This is a genomic window from Sphingomonas arantia (assembly GCF_042682045.1).
GTDB classification, from domain to species: domain Bacteria; phylum Pseudomonadota; class Alphaproteobacteria; order Sphingomonadales; family Sphingomonadaceae; genus Sphingomonas_R; species Sphingomonas_R arantia.
Window position 1 is genome coordinate 436,811 of the sequence record NZ_JBHUGS010000003.1, and the last position, 16,991, is coordinate 453,801.

General features: G+C 67.7%; 11 protein-coding genes and 1 pseudogene. 6 read left to right on the forward strand and 6 right to left on the reverse strand.

What is annotated here, in order from left to right:
• Positions 1 to 51: 51 nt before the first annotated feature.
• Entirely contained in the window at positions 52 to 969 is a 918-nt protein-coding gene (locus ACFSGX_RS13490; protein ID WP_380930645.1) for a LysR substrate-binding domain-containing protein, read from the reverse strand.
• A gap of 355 nt (positions 970 to 1,324) precedes the next feature.
• Between ACFSGX_RS13490 and ACFSGX_RS13495 the strand changes: the two genes are divergently transcribed.
• Positions 1,325 to 1,939, forward strand: coding sequence for a class I SAM-dependent methyltransferase (locus ACFSGX_RS13495; RefSeq protein WP_380930646.1), 615 nt, complete (start codon positions 1,325 to 1,327; stop codon positions 1,937 to 1,939).
• Between the two features lie 22 nt (positions 1,940 to 1,961).
• Here ACFSGX_RS13495 and ACFSGX_RS13500 read toward each other — a convergent pair whose 3' ends face one another.
• Complete coding sequence (locus ACFSGX_RS13500; protein ID WP_380930647.1) at positions 1,962 to 3,119, reverse strand: phospholipase D-like domain-containing protein; 1,158 nt, start codon at positions 3,117 to 3,119, stop codon at positions 1,962 to 1,964.
• Between the two features lie 134 nt (positions 3,120 to 3,253).
• On the opposite strand from ACFSGX_RS13500, the gene rpoZ reads away from it, so the two are divergent.
• The 3 genes from rpoZ to ACFSGX_RS13515 all read left to right on the forward strand — a co-directional run bounded on the left by rpoZ (position 3,254) and on the right by ACFSGX_RS13515 (position 7,751).
• Positions 3,254 to 3,595, forward strand: a complete 342-nt coding sequence (gene rpoZ, locus ACFSGX_RS13505; RefSeq protein ID WP_157176272.1) for a DNA-directed RNA polymerase subunit omega — start codon at positions 3,254 to 3,256, stop codon at positions 3,593 to 3,595.
• A gap of 152 nt (positions 3,596 to 3,747) precedes the next feature.
• Positions 3,748 to 5,832: a RelA/SpoT family protein gene (locus tag ACFSGX_RS13510; RefSeq protein WP_380930797.1), complete on the forward strand. Its 2,085-nt coding sequence runs from the start codon at positions 3,748 to 3,750 to the stop codon at positions 5,830 to 5,832.
• An 806-nt stretch (positions 5,833 to 6,638) separates the two neighbouring features.
• Positions 6,639 to 7,751 carry an alpha/beta hydrolase family protein gene (locus tag ACFSGX_RS13515; RefSeq protein WP_380930648.1) on the forward strand — a complete coding sequence of 371 codons (1,113 nt, stop codon included), beginning with the start codon at positions 6,639 to 6,641 and terminating at the stop codon, positions 7,749 to 7,751.
• 111 nt (positions 7,752 to 7,862) lie between these two features.
• Here the strand turns inward: ACFSGX_RS13515 and ACFSGX_RS13520 are convergent, their stop codons facing one another.
• The 4 genes from ACFSGX_RS13520 to ACFSGX_RS13535 all read right to left on the reverse strand — a co-directional run bounded on the left by ACFSGX_RS13520 (position 7,863) and on the right by ACFSGX_RS13535 (position 12,101).
• The gene (locus ACFSGX_RS13520) at positions 7,863 to 9,059 is read right to left on the reverse strand and encodes an acyl-CoA dehydrogenase (RefSeq protein ID WP_380930649.1); all 1,197 of its coding nucleotides are present in this window, start codon (positions 9,057 to 9,059) and stop codon (positions 7,863 to 7,865) included.
• An 82-nt stretch (positions 9,060 to 9,141) separates the two neighbouring features.
• Complete coding sequence (locus ACFSGX_RS13525) at positions 9,142 to 9,720, reverse strand: TerD family protein (RefSeq protein WP_380930650.1); 579 nt, start codon at positions 9,718 to 9,720, stop codon at positions 9,142 to 9,144.
• A gap of 3 nt (positions 9,721 to 9,723) precedes the next feature.
• Complete coding sequence (locus tag ACFSGX_RS13530; protein WP_380930651.1) at positions 9,724 to 10,797, reverse strand: DUF475 domain-containing protein; 1,074 nt, start codon at positions 10,795 to 10,797, stop codon at positions 9,724 to 9,726.
• A gap of 38 nt (positions 10,798 to 10,835) precedes the next feature.
• The gene (locus tag ACFSGX_RS13535) at positions 10,836 to 12,101 is read right to left on the reverse strand and encodes a TerD family protein (RefSeq protein WP_380930652.1); all 1,266 of its coding nucleotides are present in this window, start codon (positions 12,099 to 12,101) and stop codon (positions 10,836 to 10,838) included.
• A 1,131-nt stretch (positions 12,102 to 13,232) separates the two neighbouring features.
• Between ACFSGX_RS13535 and ACFSGX_RS13540 the strand changes: the two are divergent.
• Together ACFSGX_RS13540 and ACFSGX_RS13545 are read left to right on the forward strand one after the other, a co-directional pair.
• Positions 13,233 to 16,214 (forward strand): annotated as a pseudogene (locus ACFSGX_RS13540) (DEAD/DEAH box helicase); the annotation flags it as partial.
• Between the two features lie 199 nt (positions 16,215 to 16,413).
• Positions 16,414 to 16,842 carry a hypothetical protein gene (locus ACFSGX_RS13545; protein ID WP_380930799.1) on the forward strand — a complete coding sequence of 143 codons (429 nt, stop codon included), beginning with the start codon at positions 16,414 to 16,416 and terminating at the stop codon, positions 16,840 to 16,842.
• Positions 16,843 to 16,991 lie beyond the last annotated feature (149 nt).

The following is a 16,991-nucleotide window of genomic DNA, read 5'->3' on the forward strand; positions in this document are numbered from 1 at the left end:
CCTGGACGCAACCGCTTCACCCAGGCCCCGGCCTCCGCCGGGGAACAACACTCAGCCAGCCTTGGCCACCCGAACCGGCTCATCCCCCGCGGTCGCCACGCTGCTGAACAGCCAGTCGTGGAACACCCGCACCGCGCGGTTCGACATCGCCGACCGCCGGCACACGAACCAGTAGCTGTAGTCGCTCTCCACCTCGCGCCCGAACAGGTTGGTCAGCCGGTCGTCATGCGCGCCGTCGAGATGCGCATCGAGCATGAACGCCACGCCCAGCCCCTGCGCCGCGGCATCCAGCATCAGATGCCCCGAATCGAAATGGTCGATCGCCGCGGGCTGCAGGTCCGGCCGCCCGATCCCCGCGCGCCAGATCGCGAACGTCTCCGGCATGTCGCGGTGGACGAAGATCGTCATGCGCTTCAGATCGTCCGGCCCGGTCACCGCGTCCGGCCCCTGGGTCAGCGAGCGTAGCGCGATCGCGCTCACCCGGTTGCGATCGATCCGCCGGCCATAAAGCGCCGGGTCCGGTTCCGCCCCCAGCACGATCGCCGCGTCCAGGCTCTCGCCCAGCCGTGCGGTCGGATGCGGCGCGGTATCGATATCGACATGGAATTCCGGATGCGCCGCACGCAGTTCGGGCAACCGCGCCATCAGCTTTTGCGACGCGAACAGCGGCAGCACGCCCAGCCGCAACTTAAGCGCATCCTGCTGCCCCGTCGTCGATTCGATCGCCTCGGCCAGCGCGTCGATCGCCGGCGCGATCCGGGCGAGCAACCGCTCGCCCGCCGCGTTGGGCAGCATCGCCTGATGCCGCCGGTCGAACAAGGACTGCCCGACGAATCGCTCCAGCGCCTGCACCCGCCGGCTCAGCGCAGGTGACGACAGCGCCAGTTCCTGCGCCGCCGCCTTGACGGACCCCAGCCGCGCGACCTGCACGAACGCTTCGACAGCAGTCAGCGGTGGCAGACGACGCATATTTCCCCTCCCGGTCCCCGCAACTCACGATTGCACGCCCTGCATGCGTGTCTCACAATTATGCATTTGCGACAATTGTCGCGGTGCAGCAAAAGGATCGGGCCTTTCAGGCATCCTCTCCTAAAACTTTATGGGCTGCCCCTCGGGGTGGCCCTTTTTTTTCGTCCACGGCCAACCGAACGGTTCGTGTGGCCAGCGAGAGGCCAAGCCGATCGGTGCGACCGGCCCGGCACTTATCGCCTTCATTGCCGTTACGTAACGAGACAGGGCGGTTTCCGCCATGCCTGCGACTTGCTATTGGCCACGTCTTTTGCGAACGGTGCCGACTGTTCTGCTGCGTCTTCCGGGAGTTTCCATGCCTTCATCGTCCGCAGACCAGGTGCTCGCCGATCCGACCAAGCGGCGCGAGCCCGGTCCTTTGGGGATGTTCTTCCGGGAATTCCTGAAACATCCGGTCATGGTCGGCTCGATCATCCCGTCGTCGGACAAGCTGATCGCGCGGATGCTGAAGCCGGTCGACTGGGCGAACACGAAACTGTTCGTCGAATATGGCCCCGGCGTCGGCACCTTCTGCCCCGCCATCCTCGAACGCATGGCCCCCGATGCGCAGCTGATCGCGATCGACACGAACCGCGATTTCGTCGGCTATCTCGGCCGCCGCTTCACCGATTCGCGGTTCCGCCCGGTGCTCGGTTCCGCCGCCGACGTCCGCTCGATCATCGCCGATCACGGCCACGACCATGCCGACTACATCCTGTCCGGCCTGCCCTTCTCGACGCTGCCCGCCGGCATCGGCCCGCGGATCGCCGCCGAAACGCACGATGCGCTCCGCCCCGGCGGTGCGTTCCTCGTGTATCAGTTCAGCCCGCGGGTGAAGGACTTCCTCGTCCCGCATTTCCGCCGCATCGACCATGCGTTCGAACCGATCAACATCCCGCCCGCCCAGCTCTACTGGTGCTGGAAGGACTAAGCGATCAGTACCGGACGGCCGATCAGCGGCCGTCCACGCCGAAGTTCAGCCGCCGCGTCACGTTCCCGTCGATCACCGCGACGATGAAATAGGCCACCCCCCACTGCACGCGGCGGAACCAGCCGACCCGGTCATGCTCCGCCATCGTCACCACATGGCTCTCCGCCGCCTCGCCCGCGAAATACGTCCGCATATGCGCGGCGAAGGCCGGGTCCTCGATCCGCAGCATCATCTCCAGGTTCAGATACAGGCTGCGCACGTCGAAGTTCGCCGATCCGATGTGGACAACATCGTCGATCACGAACAATTTGCTGTGCAGCTTGGTCGCGCCATATTCCAGCACGCCGACCCCGCGCTTCAACAACCGCTGATAACAATGCCGCGTCGCCGCGATCGTCGCATTGTTGTCGGACTTGCCCGCGGTCATGACGGTCGCCTGGCCGCCACGCTTCACGATCCGCTCGATCCGCCGCAGCATCGCCGGGTTCGGTGCGAAATAGGCGGCGATCATGTCCAGCCGCCGCGCCCGCGCCATGTCCCACTTTACCACCAGCGCCCACGGGCTCAGCCGCCGCGTCGGCCCACCGAACAGCCAGCGCAGCCGCCCGCCCGGATGCGTCTCGCTATGCCGCTTCAGAATCGTGCGCAGATCGCGGAACTTCCCCGCCGGCGCCCGCGTCCAATCGAGCAGCGCGTCGTAATAACCCGCCAGCCGCGCCGCTGCGTCGCCCTCGACCAGCAACCCCAGGTCGCGCCACGCCCCGTCCGCGACCGTCCCGAAATAATCGTCCTCCACGTTGAACCCGCCGATCAGCGCGCGCGCCTCGTCCGCCAGCGCCAGCTTCTGGTGGTTGCGCAACAGATAGCGCCGTCCGAACCGCGCCTCGTACCGGCACACCCCGCCGCCCGCCGCGACCAGCGCCTCGAAGAACCCCGCCCCTGCCGCATCGCCGAACCCGTCGACGATCATGTCGACCTGCACGCCACGCTCCGCCGCGCGCACCAGCGCATCGCGCACCGCGCGCCCCGCCCGGTCGTCGGCATAGATATAATAGAGCAGCCGCAACGTCCGCCCCGCCCCGTCGATCAGCGCGATCAACGCCTCCAGCCGCTCCGGCCCGTCGGGCAGCAGCGTCAGCCGGTCACCGTCGACGGTGAAGGTGGGTCTCTCCTCGCTCATCGACACCGCCTAGCACCGTCACCATGTCGGTACGACTACGCAACGCCCGATGGTGCCATTCCTTGCCTTTGCGCGCTGATGCTGCTAACCGCCCGCGCTTGCATTCATGCTCGAAACTATAGCGGAGCGACATCATGGCGCGCGTCACTGTCGAAGATTGCGTCGACAAGATTCCCAACCGCTTCGACCTGGTCCTGGCCGCCGCACAGCGCGCGCGCCAGATTTCGGGCGGTGCCGAACTGACGATCGATCGCGATCGCGACAAGAACCCGGTCGTCGCCCTGCGCGAGATCGCCGAGGAAACCGTCGTGCCGCACGATCTGGAAGAAGGCATGATCCAGGGCCTCCAGCGCGTCCGGATGGACGATGACGACGCGGTCGACGAAATGGGCTCGCTGTCGCAGTCGGCCGAGGCGCTCCGCCTCACCGCCGCCGCACCGCCCCGCAACCAGAATGTCGGCGGCGACTACGAGTAATCGCTTCTAGGCCCCTCCTCTCCGGAGGAGGGGTTGGGTGGTGGCGACATGGCGGGCTCGATGCCAAATTGTCGCCAACCAAAGTATGACATTCTCCCCACTCCCACGCTTTCCCGTTGCATCCCGGCCCCACCCCGCCACATGGTATGACGGTGCTGAGACAATATGAACTGGTAGATCGGGTCCTGGACTACGATCCACAAGCCGACGAGGCGATGCTCAACCGCGCCTACGTCTTTTCGATGCAGGCCCACGGGTCGCAGAAACGCGCCAATGGCGACCCCTATTTCAGCCACCCGATCGAGGTGGCCGGCATCCTGACTGACCTGCGGCTCGACGACGAGACGATCGTCACCGCCATCCTGCACGACACGATCGAGGATACGGTCGCCACCTACGACCAGATCGAGAAGGGCTTCGGTACCTCCGTCGCGCGGCTGGTCGACGGCGTGACCAAGCTGTCGCGGATCGAGGCGCAGACCGAGAACGAGCGCGCCGCGGAAAACCTCCGCAAGTTCCTGCTCGCCATGTCGGACGACATCCGCGTCCTGCTCGTGAAGCTCGCTGACCGGCTCCACAACATGCGCACGCTCCACTTCATCCCCAAGCCGGAGAAGCGCCGCCGCATCGCGCGCGAGACGATGGAGATCTACGCGCCGCTCGCCGAGCGGATCGGCATGTATGAATTCATGAAGGAGATGCAGACGCTCGCCTTCCGCGAACTCGAACCCGAAGCCTACGAATCGATCACCAAGCGGCTCGAGCAGCTGAAATCCGGCGGCGGCGACCGCATCGCACGCATCTCGTCCGGCATCGTTACCCTGCTCGGCCGTCAGGGCATCGTGGCCGAGGTCACCGGCCGCGAGAAGCATCCCTATTCGATCTGGCGCAAGATGGCCGAGCGCCACATCAGCTTCGAGCAGCTGTCCGACATCATGGCGTTCCGCATCGTCGTGAAGGATGTGGAGCAATGCTACCGCACGCTCGGCCTGATCCATCAGCGCTGGCCGATGGTCCCCGGCCGGTTCAAGGACTATATCTCGACGCCGAAGCGCAACGGCTACAAGTCGCTCCACACTTCGGTGATCCATTCGGAAAAGGCGCGGATCGAGATCCAGATCCGCTCGACCGACATGCACGACCAGGCCGAAATCGGCCTCGCCAGCCATTGGGCCTACAAGCAGAAGGAAAGCGCCGACACGCAGGTCAGCTGGATCCGTGACCTCGTCGAAATCCTCGACCATGCCGACACGGCCGAGGAGGTCCTCGAACATACCCGCATGGCGATGTACCAGGATCGGATCTTCGCCTTCACCCCGACCGGCGAGCTGATCCAGCTGCCCAAGGGCGCCACCCCGGTCGATTTCGCCTACGCGCTCCACACCGATCTCGGCGACCAGACGGTGGGTGCAAAGGTCAACGGCCGCGTCGTGCCGCTCCGCACGCCGATCCTGAACGGCGACCAGGTGCAGATCCTGCGGTCCAAGGCGCAGGAGCCCGAACCGGGCTGGATGAGCTTCGTCACCACCGGCAAGGCGCGCGCCGCCATCCGCCGCTTCGTCAAGCACAAGGAACGCGACGAGACGGTCGCGCTGGGTCGCAAATTCTACGAGGAGATCGTCAAACGCCTCCCCGCCCAACTCGGCAGCGAGGCGCTCGGCAACGCAGTCAAGCGCCTGCAACTGGCCGACGGCGACGCGCTGATGGAGGCGATCGCGCGCAAGCACCTGACAGACGAACAGGTGATGGAGGCACTGATGCCCGGCGCGGGCGGCGGCGACGTTACGGTGGTCCGGCCGCAACGCGAGGCGATCTCGATCAAGGGCCTCACCCCCGGCGTCGCGTTCAAGCTCGCGACCTGCTGTCACCCCGTCCCCGGCGACCGCATCGTCGGCCTGCGCCGGCCCGACGCCGCGGTCGAGGTCCACGCGATCGACTGCCCCGAACTGGCGGACGGCATCGACGCCGACTGGGTCGACCTCGCGTGGGGCGATGGATCGGACGGCGGCACCGCGCGGCTGTCGGTCATCGTCAAGAACGAACCCGGCTCGCTCGGCGCGATGTCCAGCATCCTCGGGTCGCAGGGCGCCAACATCATCAACCTCGCGCTCTTCCACCGCGACGCCAGCTTCCACACCTTCCACCTCGCCCTTGAGGTTCGCGACCGCCCCCACGTCATGCGCATCCTGGCCGCCCTCCGCGCCGCCGACGCCGTCGCCCAAGCGGAACGCCTATAAAAAAGCGCAACAAAAAGCCCCCTCCCTTTTAAGAGTTGCACGTCCTGTCAGGTTGGGATTGCCACCGGCAATCCCTGAAACAGGCCGGGGGCCTGTTTCACCTGACAGGACGTGCAACTGGGTTGGGGGTGGGTGCCACAGCACCACAATCGTTCCCGCAGCATAGGCACCGCCTTGGACATTGACAGTTCTCGACAGGCGGCGGCAGATGCCGAACGAACGAGGAGCATATCAATGTCGAGAAAGCCCACATCGCTCTTCACGCCAATGAACTTCATCGTTCTTGGCTTCATGGCGCTCGCGTTCCTGGGGATTATCGCATTAAGCGTGCTACCTGAAACCGGGGGGAAGCCGGCCAACGGCATGGACCCGGCCGCACCCGGGGCATCGGCACCGGCCGCAGGTGGCGAACCGCCCGCAACGGCACCGACACCGTAGTCGGTCCTCCTGCGTCAGGCCGCCCGCCCTCGGCTCGAGAACGAAGTAAGAGGACGCTTTTTTTCGATCCCGTGATCGTGAAGAGCTGTCACCGGTCGGCAACAAGCCCGCGGTCGCACCCGCGCCCCGCGACATCTCAATCCATCATCCCCAGCCATTCCTGATCGGCAAAGTGGGCAGACCGCAAGCGCCCAAGAGCAGTCATTCAGCACACTTTCTCGACAGCAACCCTCAATGAAGCCCCGGCACAGTTGACCCATAACTCTACATATGTTTCTTTTAGCACGATCAGCTGTTCAGCAGCGACGAGGCGGAAGAATGCCGCACGGAAACTGAACGTGCTGCAAAGGTCAGGGAGTGGAGCACTGATGAAAGCCATGGCCAATGTGTCCCGCCGCGTCGCGCTGCGGCTGTTGACGGCCCTGCTCCCGCTTGTCGCGACGGGCGTCGCCGGCCCCGTACAGGCGCAGCAGGCGAGGACGGTCGGTCCCGCAGCTCGCACGATAGAAACTCGCATCCCATCCGAACCGGGTGTTGTGCTGGCGGGAACGCTGTACCTGCCAGCAGGGCACAGCAAGGGTCCCTATCCCTTGGCCGTGCTGATTGGGGGGCAGGGACCCTATGCCCGTGGCGGCTATTCCGAGATCATCAAACGACTGGCCGCCGACGGCATAGCTGCACTAGAATATGATAAGCGTGGGACCGGGCAGTCGACTGGCACCTACGAGGAGGATCCCGAGCGGCTGACCGCGGACGCCGCCGCCGCCGTCGCGGCGATGCGCCATCGCTCGGACATCGTCGCCAGCCGCATTGCGTTGGTCGGCCATAGCGGGGGCGGTGTGATCGCGCCGGCAGCGGCGGCTGCCGATCCCGACATCGCGGCCGTGGTGACGCTGGCGGGCAATGTTGGCGACGGGCTGCCTTACGTCCGGACCGGAATTTACAGACAGATGAAGAAGATGGTCGTCGGCGGCCGTGACGCCCTCGTTGGCCCGGCGGTGGATGCGGTCATGGATCTGCTCCAGGCTCGCTTGGACAGCAGAGATACGGAAACGATCGCCCGCCTTCGTGCGAACGTCGTCGACCGGTTCGAGGCAGCGGGGTTCCCGCGCCCGCAGGCGGAACAAGCGCTCGCCATGATTGACGTTCCAGAAGCCTTGAAGGGAAGCAAGTTACGCTCGGCCTCCGATCTCAAGGCCCTGCACATACCCGTTCTCGCAATCTACGGGACCAAGGGTCAGATGGCGCTGGACGACGCACCTGCGGCACGGGCTGCTTTAGCGAGCAACCGCCGCGCTCGAATTGTGATGCTGGACGGACTCGGCCACTCGTTCCAAGAAGGCAGCGCCACAGGCACGCCCAATGAGGTGTCGAACTTGGGCCCGTACCTCGGATCGCCTCGCCTCGTGACGCTCGTTGGCGACTGGCTTCGAGACACGCTGTCGTCGAAACGTGGCAAGGGGATGGGACAAGTGCGGTAACACGTACCGCGTCGCCGCTCGACTTAACCGAGGGCTGCTTCTAGGCGCCGGCCCTTAGCCTCAGAACGGTCCATCGAGGCGCCAAGCCGTTGCCCGAGCTGCGCACCAACCTCAGAAAGCAGCAATCCCGGTAATCGCCCGCCCCAGGATCAACGCATGCACATCATGCGCGCCCTCGTAGGTATTCACCGTCTCCAGATTCATCATATGGCGCATCACGCCATACTCGCCGGAGATCCCGTTCCCGCCGTGCATGTCCCGCGCCGCCCGCGCGATATCGAGCGCCTTGCCGCAATTGTTGCGTTTCACGATGGAGACCATCTCGGGCGCGAACCGGCCCTCGTCCATCAACCGCCCGACGCGTAAGCTGGCCTGCAGCCCCAGCGCGATCTCGGTCTGCATGTCGGCCAGCTTCTTCTGGAACAACTGAGTCGCCGCCAGCGGCCGGCCGAACTGCTTGCGGTCCAGCCCATATTGCCGCGCCGCGTGCCAGCAGAACTCCGCCGCGCCCATCGTGCCCCAGCTGATTCCGTAACGCGCGCGGTTGAGGCACCCGAACGGCCCCTTCAGCCCGGCGACGTTGGGCAGCAACTGCTCCTCGCCCACCACCACACCGTCCATCACGATCTCGCCGGTCACAGATGCGCGCAGCGACAGCTTGCCGTCGATCTTCGGCGCGGACAGCCCGGCCATGCCCTTGTCCAGGATGAACCCGCGGATCGCGCCGTCATGCGCGTCGGACTTCGCCCACACCACGAACACGTCGGCGATCGGCGCATTGCTGATCCAGGTCTTGGCGCCGGTGATGCGATATCCGTCCGTCACCTTCTCCGCGCGCGTCGTCATGCCGCCCGGATCGGACCCGGCCTCCGGCTCGGTCAGCCCGAAACAGCCGATATATTCCCCAGTCGCCAGCTTCGGCAGGTAGCGCATCCGCTGCTCCTCCGATCCGAACGCATGGATCGGGTACATCACCAGCGACGACTGCACCGACATCATCGAGCGGTATCCGCTGTCGATCCGCTCCACCTCGCGCGCGACCAGGCCGTAGGCGACATAGGACGCGCCCACCCCGCCATATTGCTCCGGCACCGTCGGCCCGAGCAGGCCCAGCGCCCCCATCTCGCGAAAGATCTCGGGGTCGGTATGTTCGTCACGGAACGCCGCCACGATCCGCGGGGCCAGCTTCTCCTGCGCATAGGCCGCGGCGGTATCGCGCACCGCGCGCTCTTCGTCGCTCAGCTGATCGTCCAACAGGAACGGATCCGCCCAGTCGAACTGCCCCATGCCACCTGCCGCCACACCCATGCTCCTCGTCTCTGCTTTCGGCCTAAATCGGGCTTTCGCAGCACAAGTGCAATGGGCGCGGCGGCCCGGCGGCGGGCGGGGCTTAGCCCACGCTCACCCCATAGTTGCGCGCCAGCGGGGCGAGCCCACCGGCATAGCCCTGGCCGACCGCGCGGAACTTCCAGTCGCTGTTGTGGCGATACACCTCGCCGAAGATCATCGCCGTCTCGGTCGATGCGTCCTCCGCCAGGTCGAACCGCGTGATCTCGCGCCCCGTCGCGTCGTTGGCGATCCGGATGAACGCGTTGGCGACCATGCCGAAATTCTGGCGCTTGGTTTCACCTTCGTGGATCGTGACGGTGATCGCCACCTTCTGCACGTCGGCCGGCACGCGGCTCAGGTCGACTTTCAGCGCCTCGTCGTCGCCGTCGCCCTCGCCCGTGCGGTTGTCGCCGGTATGCTCGACCGCACCGTCGGCGGACCTCAGGTTGTTGTAGTAGATGAAGTCCGCGTCGCTCCTCACCCGGTCAGTCCCGCTCAGCAGGAACGCGCTGGCATCCAGGTCGAACGCGCTGCCGTCGGTGGACCGCGTGTCCCACCCCAGCCCGATCAGGATCCGGGTCAGCCCCGGCTCCTCCTTCGACAAACTGACATTACCGCCCTTGGACAGACTGATCGACATGGTTCATTCTCCTTGGTGAAGCGGATGGCCGGTGGGTCCCACCGGAACTGGCGCGCGCCGGTTGTGCGCGACGGAGGCGAGGAACGAGACGCCGATCAGCCCCGCGCCGATCAGGCCGGTCACCGTCTCCGGAATCTCGAACCGCGCGGACAACAGCATGATGATCGCCAGCGCCAGGATCGCGTAGAACGCGCCATGTTCCAGGAAGCGGTATTCCGACAGCGTCCCCTGATCGACCAGCATGACCGTCATCGACCGCACGAACATCGCCCCGATGCCGAGGCCCAGCGCGATGACGAACAGGTTGTTGGACAGCGCGAACGCGCCGATCACCCCGTCGAACGAAAAGGACGCGTCGAGCAGTTCAAGGTACAGGAACGAGGCGAAACCGGACCGCACGACCATGCCGGTCGCGTCCTCCGCGCCCTCCATCAGCCCGCCGAACGCATCGACCGCGATATAGGCGACCAGCCCGAGCAGCCCGGCGGTCAGGAACGTCAGCGCATCGGCCGGCATCACCACGCGCGACATGGTGTAGAGCGCCAGCAGCACGATCCCGATCCGCATCGCCGGCACATGGCCCAGCCGCCCCAACCCGCTCTCGACCCCGCCGATCCAGTGGACGTCCTTCTCGTCGTCCAGGAAGAAACTGAGCCCCACCATCGCCAGGAAAGCGCCGCCGAACCCGGCGATGCCGACATGCGCGCCGGTGATGATCCGCTCGTACGTCTCCGGCTCCGTCGCGGCCAGCCGCAGCGCGTCGACCGGCCCCAGCCGTGCCGCGATCCCGACGATGATCAGCGGGAACAGGATGCGCATCCCGAACACCGCGATCGCGATGCCCCACGTCAGGAACCGCCGCCGCCACACCGCGTCCATGTCGCGCAGCACGGTGGCGTTCACCACCGCATTGTCGAACGACAGCGACACCTCCAGCACGCCGAGCACCAGCACGATCCACACGACGGACAGCATCCCGCCCAGCGTCCCGCTCATCCCCCAGCCGAGCCACGCGGCCAGCGCCAGGCTGACCCCCGTGAACAGCAACGATCCCTTGTAATAACGCAGCACCGGCATTCCCCCGTTGATACCCCGGCCACGCAGGGCCGGCCCGTTCAGTCCTTGCGCCCCGCGGTCCAGCGCAGGCCAAAGCCGAACCGCTTGTCCAGCGCCTGCTGATCCGCGAAATACTCGACGATCCGCGTGGCTTTCAGCGCGCCGCGGTCGTTCTCGATCATCGCGACACCGCACAGCCGCTTGGCGTTGCGGCCCTCGGTCATGCGCACCTCGATCGGCGGCTGGTCGGGCATCGTCACCGTCACGACGCCGTCGGTCGCCTGCCAGTTCGGCACGCCGTCGTAGATGTTGGCGAACAGCATGATCCGCTTGATCTTGGGCCAGTGCGCGCCGTTGATCCGGATCGTCTCGCCCGCCGAAACGTCGCCCGTCCGATCGTCGCCCGACAATTCAATATACGGTTCCCGGTCGTAGCTGCCGAACGCATCGCCCAGCGCCTGCACCACATGCGTCCGCCCGTTGGTCAGCTCGAACAGACACCCCAGGTCCAGGTCGATCGCGGTCTTCGCACCGAAGATGCCCTTGGCCGGAGCCGACCAGTTCAGGTTGACGACGATCTCGCCGAAATCCGCGCCCTTCTTGGCCAGGCTGACGCTCTGCCCCGCCTTCTCCAGCGACACTTTCTTCAACGAAACCGGCGGCGCGGGCGGCGGCGGTGGCGCAGGCCGCGCCCGCTCCTCCGCCACGTCGATCCCGAACGACCGCGCCAGCGCCGGCAACCCGCCATTATAGCCCTGCCCCACCGCGCGGAATTTCCACGCGCCCTGCCGGCGGTACAGCTCGGCAAAGGTCATCGCGCTCTCGGTCGCGCCCGACAGTTCCGGCCGGAACGTCAGCGCCGGCGTCCCGGGCGTCGCCGCCGACGCCGCGGTCACCACCGCGGCGGACAGCATGGCCAGCGTCTGCCCGCGCGCCGCCGCGTCGTGCACCGTCACGCACAGCGCGATCCGCTCGATCTCCGCCGGCACCCGCGCCAGGTCGATCGCGAATCCCCCGCGCGCGCCGATCCCCGCATCGAACCGCACCGCGCCGCCCGCCCCCGACGGCTGGTTGTAGAAGATCATGTCGGCATCGCTGCGCACGCGCCTCGCCGCGGTCAGCGGATAGGCGGAGATATCCGCCTCCACCGCGCGCCCGGTCGGCACGTCCCATCCGAACGCCAGCACCAGCCGGTCCCCCGGCACGGCCGCGTTCCCGCCACGGACCAGATCCGTCACGCCGCCACCGCCCGTCGCCGGGCGTCCCCCGATCTGTTCATACCGCCCCCCCGCACCGGCATCGTCGCCGCGGCAGTCAAATTCCACGTCGGCCGGCCGCTGGGAAGTCCTGTTCTATCAGGAGAAATGTCCATAATGGATGTAGTATAGTATACCGTCGATCCCGGCTTGACCAATGCTTGTGGATATCTATCGAGATGACGCTACAGGCCCGCGCAGGGACTTGTCACCGGGGGGTCCGCGCGCGCGATGACTATCGAACATGATCGACTGGTCGCGCTGATCGACTATGTCGCCGCGACGGAACACGACCGGCTGACCATCGTCAGCGACGTCGCGGACTATAACGGCCTGCGCGCCGCGGGGGACGATGTCGCGCGGATGCCCGGCGTCGTGGTCGATGCGCGGACCAACGACGACCCGGTCTGGCTCAGCGTCGACCGGCTCGCCCGCCACGCGCCACCCGTTCCCGCCGACGCCGAACTCGCGCTCTGGATCGATCAGCCCGACGCGATCGACACGCGCCCCACGCTCCACGACGCACGCCCGACCGACGCACTCCGCAAGGCCGGACTGATCGGCGCGGACGACCTGCCGGGCAGCGCACTCACGACGCTCGCCGACTATCCGCACCGCGACCGCGTCACCGCGCGGCTGGCCGATCATGTCCGCGAAACCTGGAACGGCTGGGCGCTGGAGGAACGCCCGCGCCGCCGCGCGATCGCCTTCTACAACGCGCTGTTCGCGCTCCGCCAGGCGCTCGACGGGGCCGCGGCCGCACCGGTCGAACTGGTCTGGGGCATCGGCCCCGCACGCTGGGCCCGGCCGCAGGGGCGGCTCCACCATCCGCTGCTCACCGTCGCGATGGACCTGAGCATCGACCCCGCCACGCACGTCATCCGACTTCGCCCGCGCAGCGCGACACCGCCCGGCATCGAAAGCGACCCGCTCGACGCGCTCGAACTGCCCGCCGTCGACGAATGGCGGCGCGCCACGCGCATCGCGCTCGACCGGCTGGCGACGGACGAGGACGGCGACGGCCTGACCCCGTTCGACCCCGACGGCTACGCGCCGATCCTGCGCCACGCCGTCGCGCTGTTCGATGCGGACGGGCTGTACCTGCCCGATCACGACGGCGTCTCGCCGCCCGGCGACGGCGTGCTGTCGGTCGGTTGCGGCTGGATGCTGTTCGAACGCACGCGTCGCGCCACGATGCTGATGGACGACCTGCGCGCCTTCCGCACGCAGCTTGCCGACCCGACCGACCCGGCCGAGATCCCGCCCGCGGTCCGCGCACTGCTGACCGATCCCGACACCGCACGCGTCGATCCGCCGCAGGCCGCCTATCGCGGCGTCTCGACCGTGCCCGGCGTCACCAGTTCGGACGGATCGGGCGCGGACCTGTTCTTCCCCAAACCCTTCAACCGCGAACAGGTGGAGGTGATCCAGCAACTCGCCCACCGCCCCGGCGTGGTGGTGCAAGGGCCGCCCGGCACCGGCAAGACGCACACCATCGCCAACATCGTCAGCCATTATCTGGCACTCGGCAAACGCGTCCTGGTTACCTCGCAAAAGGCCCCCGCGCTGAAGGTCCTGCGCGCGCAACTCCCCGCCTCGGTTCGCCCGCTCGCGGTCAGCCTGCTCGACAGCGACCGCGACGGCCTGCGCCAGTTCCAGGAATCGGTCGATATCATCGCCGAACGGCTGCAACGCATCCGCCCCGCCGAAAACACCCGCCAGATCGCCGACACCGACGCGCGCATCGACCTGCTCCACCGCGGCCTGGCGCAGGTGGACCGGCAGGTCGAGGACATCGGCCGCACCGCCACCGCGACGGTCGAAATCGACGGCAGCATGATCGACCCCGCCAGCGCCGCGCGCGAACAGATGGCCGATCCGGCGCTCGCGCTCTGGCTGCCCGACCCGATCGACACGATCCGATCGCACGAGGCCGGGTTCGACGATGCCGACATCACCGAGCTCCGGGTTGCGCGCAAATCTGTCGGCCCGCGGTTGAACGCACTCGGCCTCATCCTGCCGTCCGCGCTGCCCGACGACACCGCGCTGATCGCGCTGCACGATGCGCTGGCGGAGGCAGAGGCGATCCGCCGCGAAACCTCCGCCGCCGCGGCCCTTGCGCCCGACGCCACCCCCGAACGCATCGCCGACGCTGCGCACGCGCTCGCCCGGCTCGCCAATCTCCACCGCGAGATCGGCGACGGCCCGCATGGCTGGACCGCTGACGTCCTCGCCGACCTGCGCCGCAACCAGGCCGCGGACGGCCTCGTCGCGCTCGAAGGGTTGTCCGACGACATCGCCCACGTCGTCGCCGAAACGCGCCACTTCCTCACCCGCCCGGTCGACCTGCCTGACGGCGCGCTCGACGACCGCCCCCTGCGCGACCGCATCGCCGCACTGGCGCAGGGCGAAGAACCCGGCTTCCTCACCGGCCTGTTCGCCCGTGCGCTGAATCAGCGCGTCGCCGCCATCCGGCTGGTCGGCCACCCCCCGGCCGACGCAGCGGACTGGGCCGAGGTCGAACGCCATCTGATCGCTTCCGACGCCGCGCTCCGGCTCCGCGCCGCCTGGAACCACGCCGCCGCACACGGCCCGCTCGACCCGGTCGCCGCCACAGGGCCCGGCGTCGCCGAACCGATGCGCCGCCAACTCGCCCGGATCGCGCTGCTCCGAACGCTGGTCGAACAGGAACGGGCGGTCGATGCCGAACTCCGCCGCCTCGTCCCCGGCTGGCGCGGCACCGTCATGGGTGGCACGATCGGCGACGGCGCCGCGATCCGCGCGATCACCGACACGCTCGATCGCTACCGCCAGCGCATCCACCTCCTCGGCGCTCAGACGCAACGCCAGGCGCTGCTCGCGACCCTAAAGCCCGTCATCGGCCCGCTCGGCGACAACTTGCGCCTGCTGGCGAAACGGGTCGGCAACCCCGACACGGACGCCGCCGCGCTCCGCACCGACTGGCGCGCGCTGCTCGCCGAACGCGACGCCATCGCCGCGCTGGCTCCGCATTTCGCCACCATCGCGCGCGTCACCGAGCTGATCGCCGAAAGCGGCGCCCCCGCTTGGGCCGAACAGCTACGCACCGATCCAGTGACTGGCATCGAGGACCCGCTCACTCCCGGCGACTGGCGGCAACGCTGGCGCCTGCGCCGCATCGCCAGCTGGCTCACCCGCATCGATCGCCACGGCGCGCTGGCGGAGGCGGGCCACCGCCGCGGCGAACTCGAACAACAACTCCGCCGCGCCTACGAGGAGGCGATCGAACTGCGCAGCTGGGGCCGCCTCGCCGAACAGGCGAGCGACCAGGTCCGCGCCGCGCTCGCCGCCTACGCGCAGGCCATGCGCCGCATCGGCAAGGGCACGGGGATCAAGGCCGGCCGCTACCGCGAGGACGCCCGCGTCGCCGCCGACCGCGCGAAGGCAGCGCTCCCTTGCTGGATCATGCCGCATTACCGCGTGTCCGAATCGCTGCCCCCCGAACTCGGGCTGTTCGACCTCGTCATCGTCGACGAAGCGTCGCAATCGACCGTCGCCGCGCTCCCCGCTTTGCTCCGCGCCAAACAGGTGCTGATCGTCGGCGACGACCGCCAGGTCACGCCCGACGCCGGCTTCCGGCCGGAGGCGCGCATGAACGAACTCGCCCAGCGCCCCCTGTCGGATCAGGTCCCGGACTACCGCCCCGTGCTGCGCGAGGAGAAGTCGCTCTACGACCTCGGCACCGTCGTGTTCGCGGGCGGCGCGATCATGCTGAAGGAGCATTTTGGCTGCGTCGCGCCGATCATCGAATATTCGAAGGCGCAGTTCTACAGTCACCAGCTTGTCCCGCTCCGCCTCCCCTCCGCCTCGCAACGCCTCGATCCGCCGCTGATCGACATTCTGGTCGAAGACGGCGTCCGGCGCGGCAAGACCAACCCGGCGGAGGTCGACTGCATCGTCGAGGAGATCGGCCGTATCGTCGCGGACCCGGCAATGGCGGGCCGCTCGATCGGCGTCACCACTTTGCTCGGCCACGAACAGGCCGCCGCGCTGTTCGTGGCCATCGAACGCACGCACGGCGTCGACACGATGATGGCGCACGACATCCGCATCGGCGAACCGAGCGCGTTCCAGGGCGACGAACGCGACATCATGTTCGTGTCGATGATCGCCGACCGCAGCAGCAGCGCGCTGTCCGGCGCGGCCTACGATCAACGCTTCAACGTCGCCGCCTCCCGCGCCCGCGACCGCATGATCCTGGTCCGCTCGGTCGAACCGGAGGATCTGAAGCCCGCCGACCAGCTCCGCCGCGCGCTGATCGACCATTTCCGCGCCCCCTTCGCCACCGACCCCGCCGTGACGGAGGCCGCGCGCGACCGCTGCGAGTCCGGCTACGAACGAGATGTTCGATCTGCTCGTCCAGCGCCGCTACCGCGTCGACACGCAGGTCCGGGTCGGCAACAGCCGCATCGACATGGTGGTGGAGGGCACGGACGACCGCCGCCTCGCGATCGAATGCGACGGCGACATGTGGCACGGCGCGGATCGCTGGCCCGACGGCATGGCGCGCCAACGCATGCTCGAACGCGCCGGCTGGACGATCTGGCGCTGCTTCGCCAGCCGCTTCGTTCGCGACCGCGACGCCGCCATGGCGGACCTCGTCGCGACGCTCACCGCACGCGACATCCACCCCGTCGCTCACGGCCAGGACCGTCCAGCGACCCGCCACACCGAACATCGCCGCTGGCGCCCCGGCGGCAGCGAACCGGTCGAAACGCCAGAGGCGGAGCACGTCCCCTACGCACACCTCGTGCCGATGGACGCGTTCTAAGGGGGCGTCACGGCCGCACGGACTGCCCCCATCCGCTCGGTTCGAGCCTGTCGAGAACCCGACCTAGTCGCAGGTCCCACCAGGTCACAAACCTTAATCCCGTTTGGTTCGAGCTTGTCGAGAACCCTGCGCAGAGTTCTCGACAAGCT

Excerpts from the sequence above, each read along its gene's own strand:
- ACFSGX_RS13520 (WP_380930649.1), bottom strand. The coding sequence starts at position 9,059 with ATGGGTGTGGCGGCAGGTGGCATGGGGCAGTTCGACTGGGCGGATCCG.
- ACFSGX_RS13490 (WP_380930645.1), bottom strand. The coding sequence starts at position 969 with ATGCGTCGTCTGCCACCGCTGACTGCTGTCGAAGCGTTCGTGCAGGTC.
- rpoZ (WP_157176272.1), top strand. The coding sequence starts at position 3,254 with ATGGCGCGCGTCACTGTCGAAGATTGCGTCGACAAGATTCCCAACCGC.
- ACFSGX_RS13500 (WP_380930647.1), bottom strand. The coding sequence starts at position 3,119 with ATGAGCGAGGAGAGACCCACCTTCACCGTCGACGGTGACCGGCTGACG.
- ACFSGX_RS13530 (WP_380930651.1), bottom strand. The coding sequence starts at position 10,797 with ATGCCGGTGCTGCGTTATTACAAGGGATCGTTGCTGTTCACGGGGGTC.
- ACFSGX_RS13495 (WP_380930646.1), top strand. The coding sequence starts at position 1,325 with ATGCCTTCATCGTCCGCAGACCAGGTGCTCGCCGATCCGACCAAGCGG.
- ACFSGX_RS13515 (WP_380930648.1), top strand. The coding sequence starts at position 6,639 with ATGAAAGCCATGGCCAATGTGTCCCGCCGCGTCGCGCTGCGGCTGTTG.
- ACFSGX_RS13545 (WP_380930799.1), top strand. The coding sequence starts at position 16,414 with ATGTTCGATCTGCTCGTCCAGCGCCGCTACCGCGTCGACACGCAGGTC.
- ACFSGX_RS13525 (WP_380930650.1), bottom strand. The coding sequence starts at position 9,720 with ATGTCGATCAGTCTGTCCAAGGGCGGTAATGTCAGTTTGTCGAAGGAG.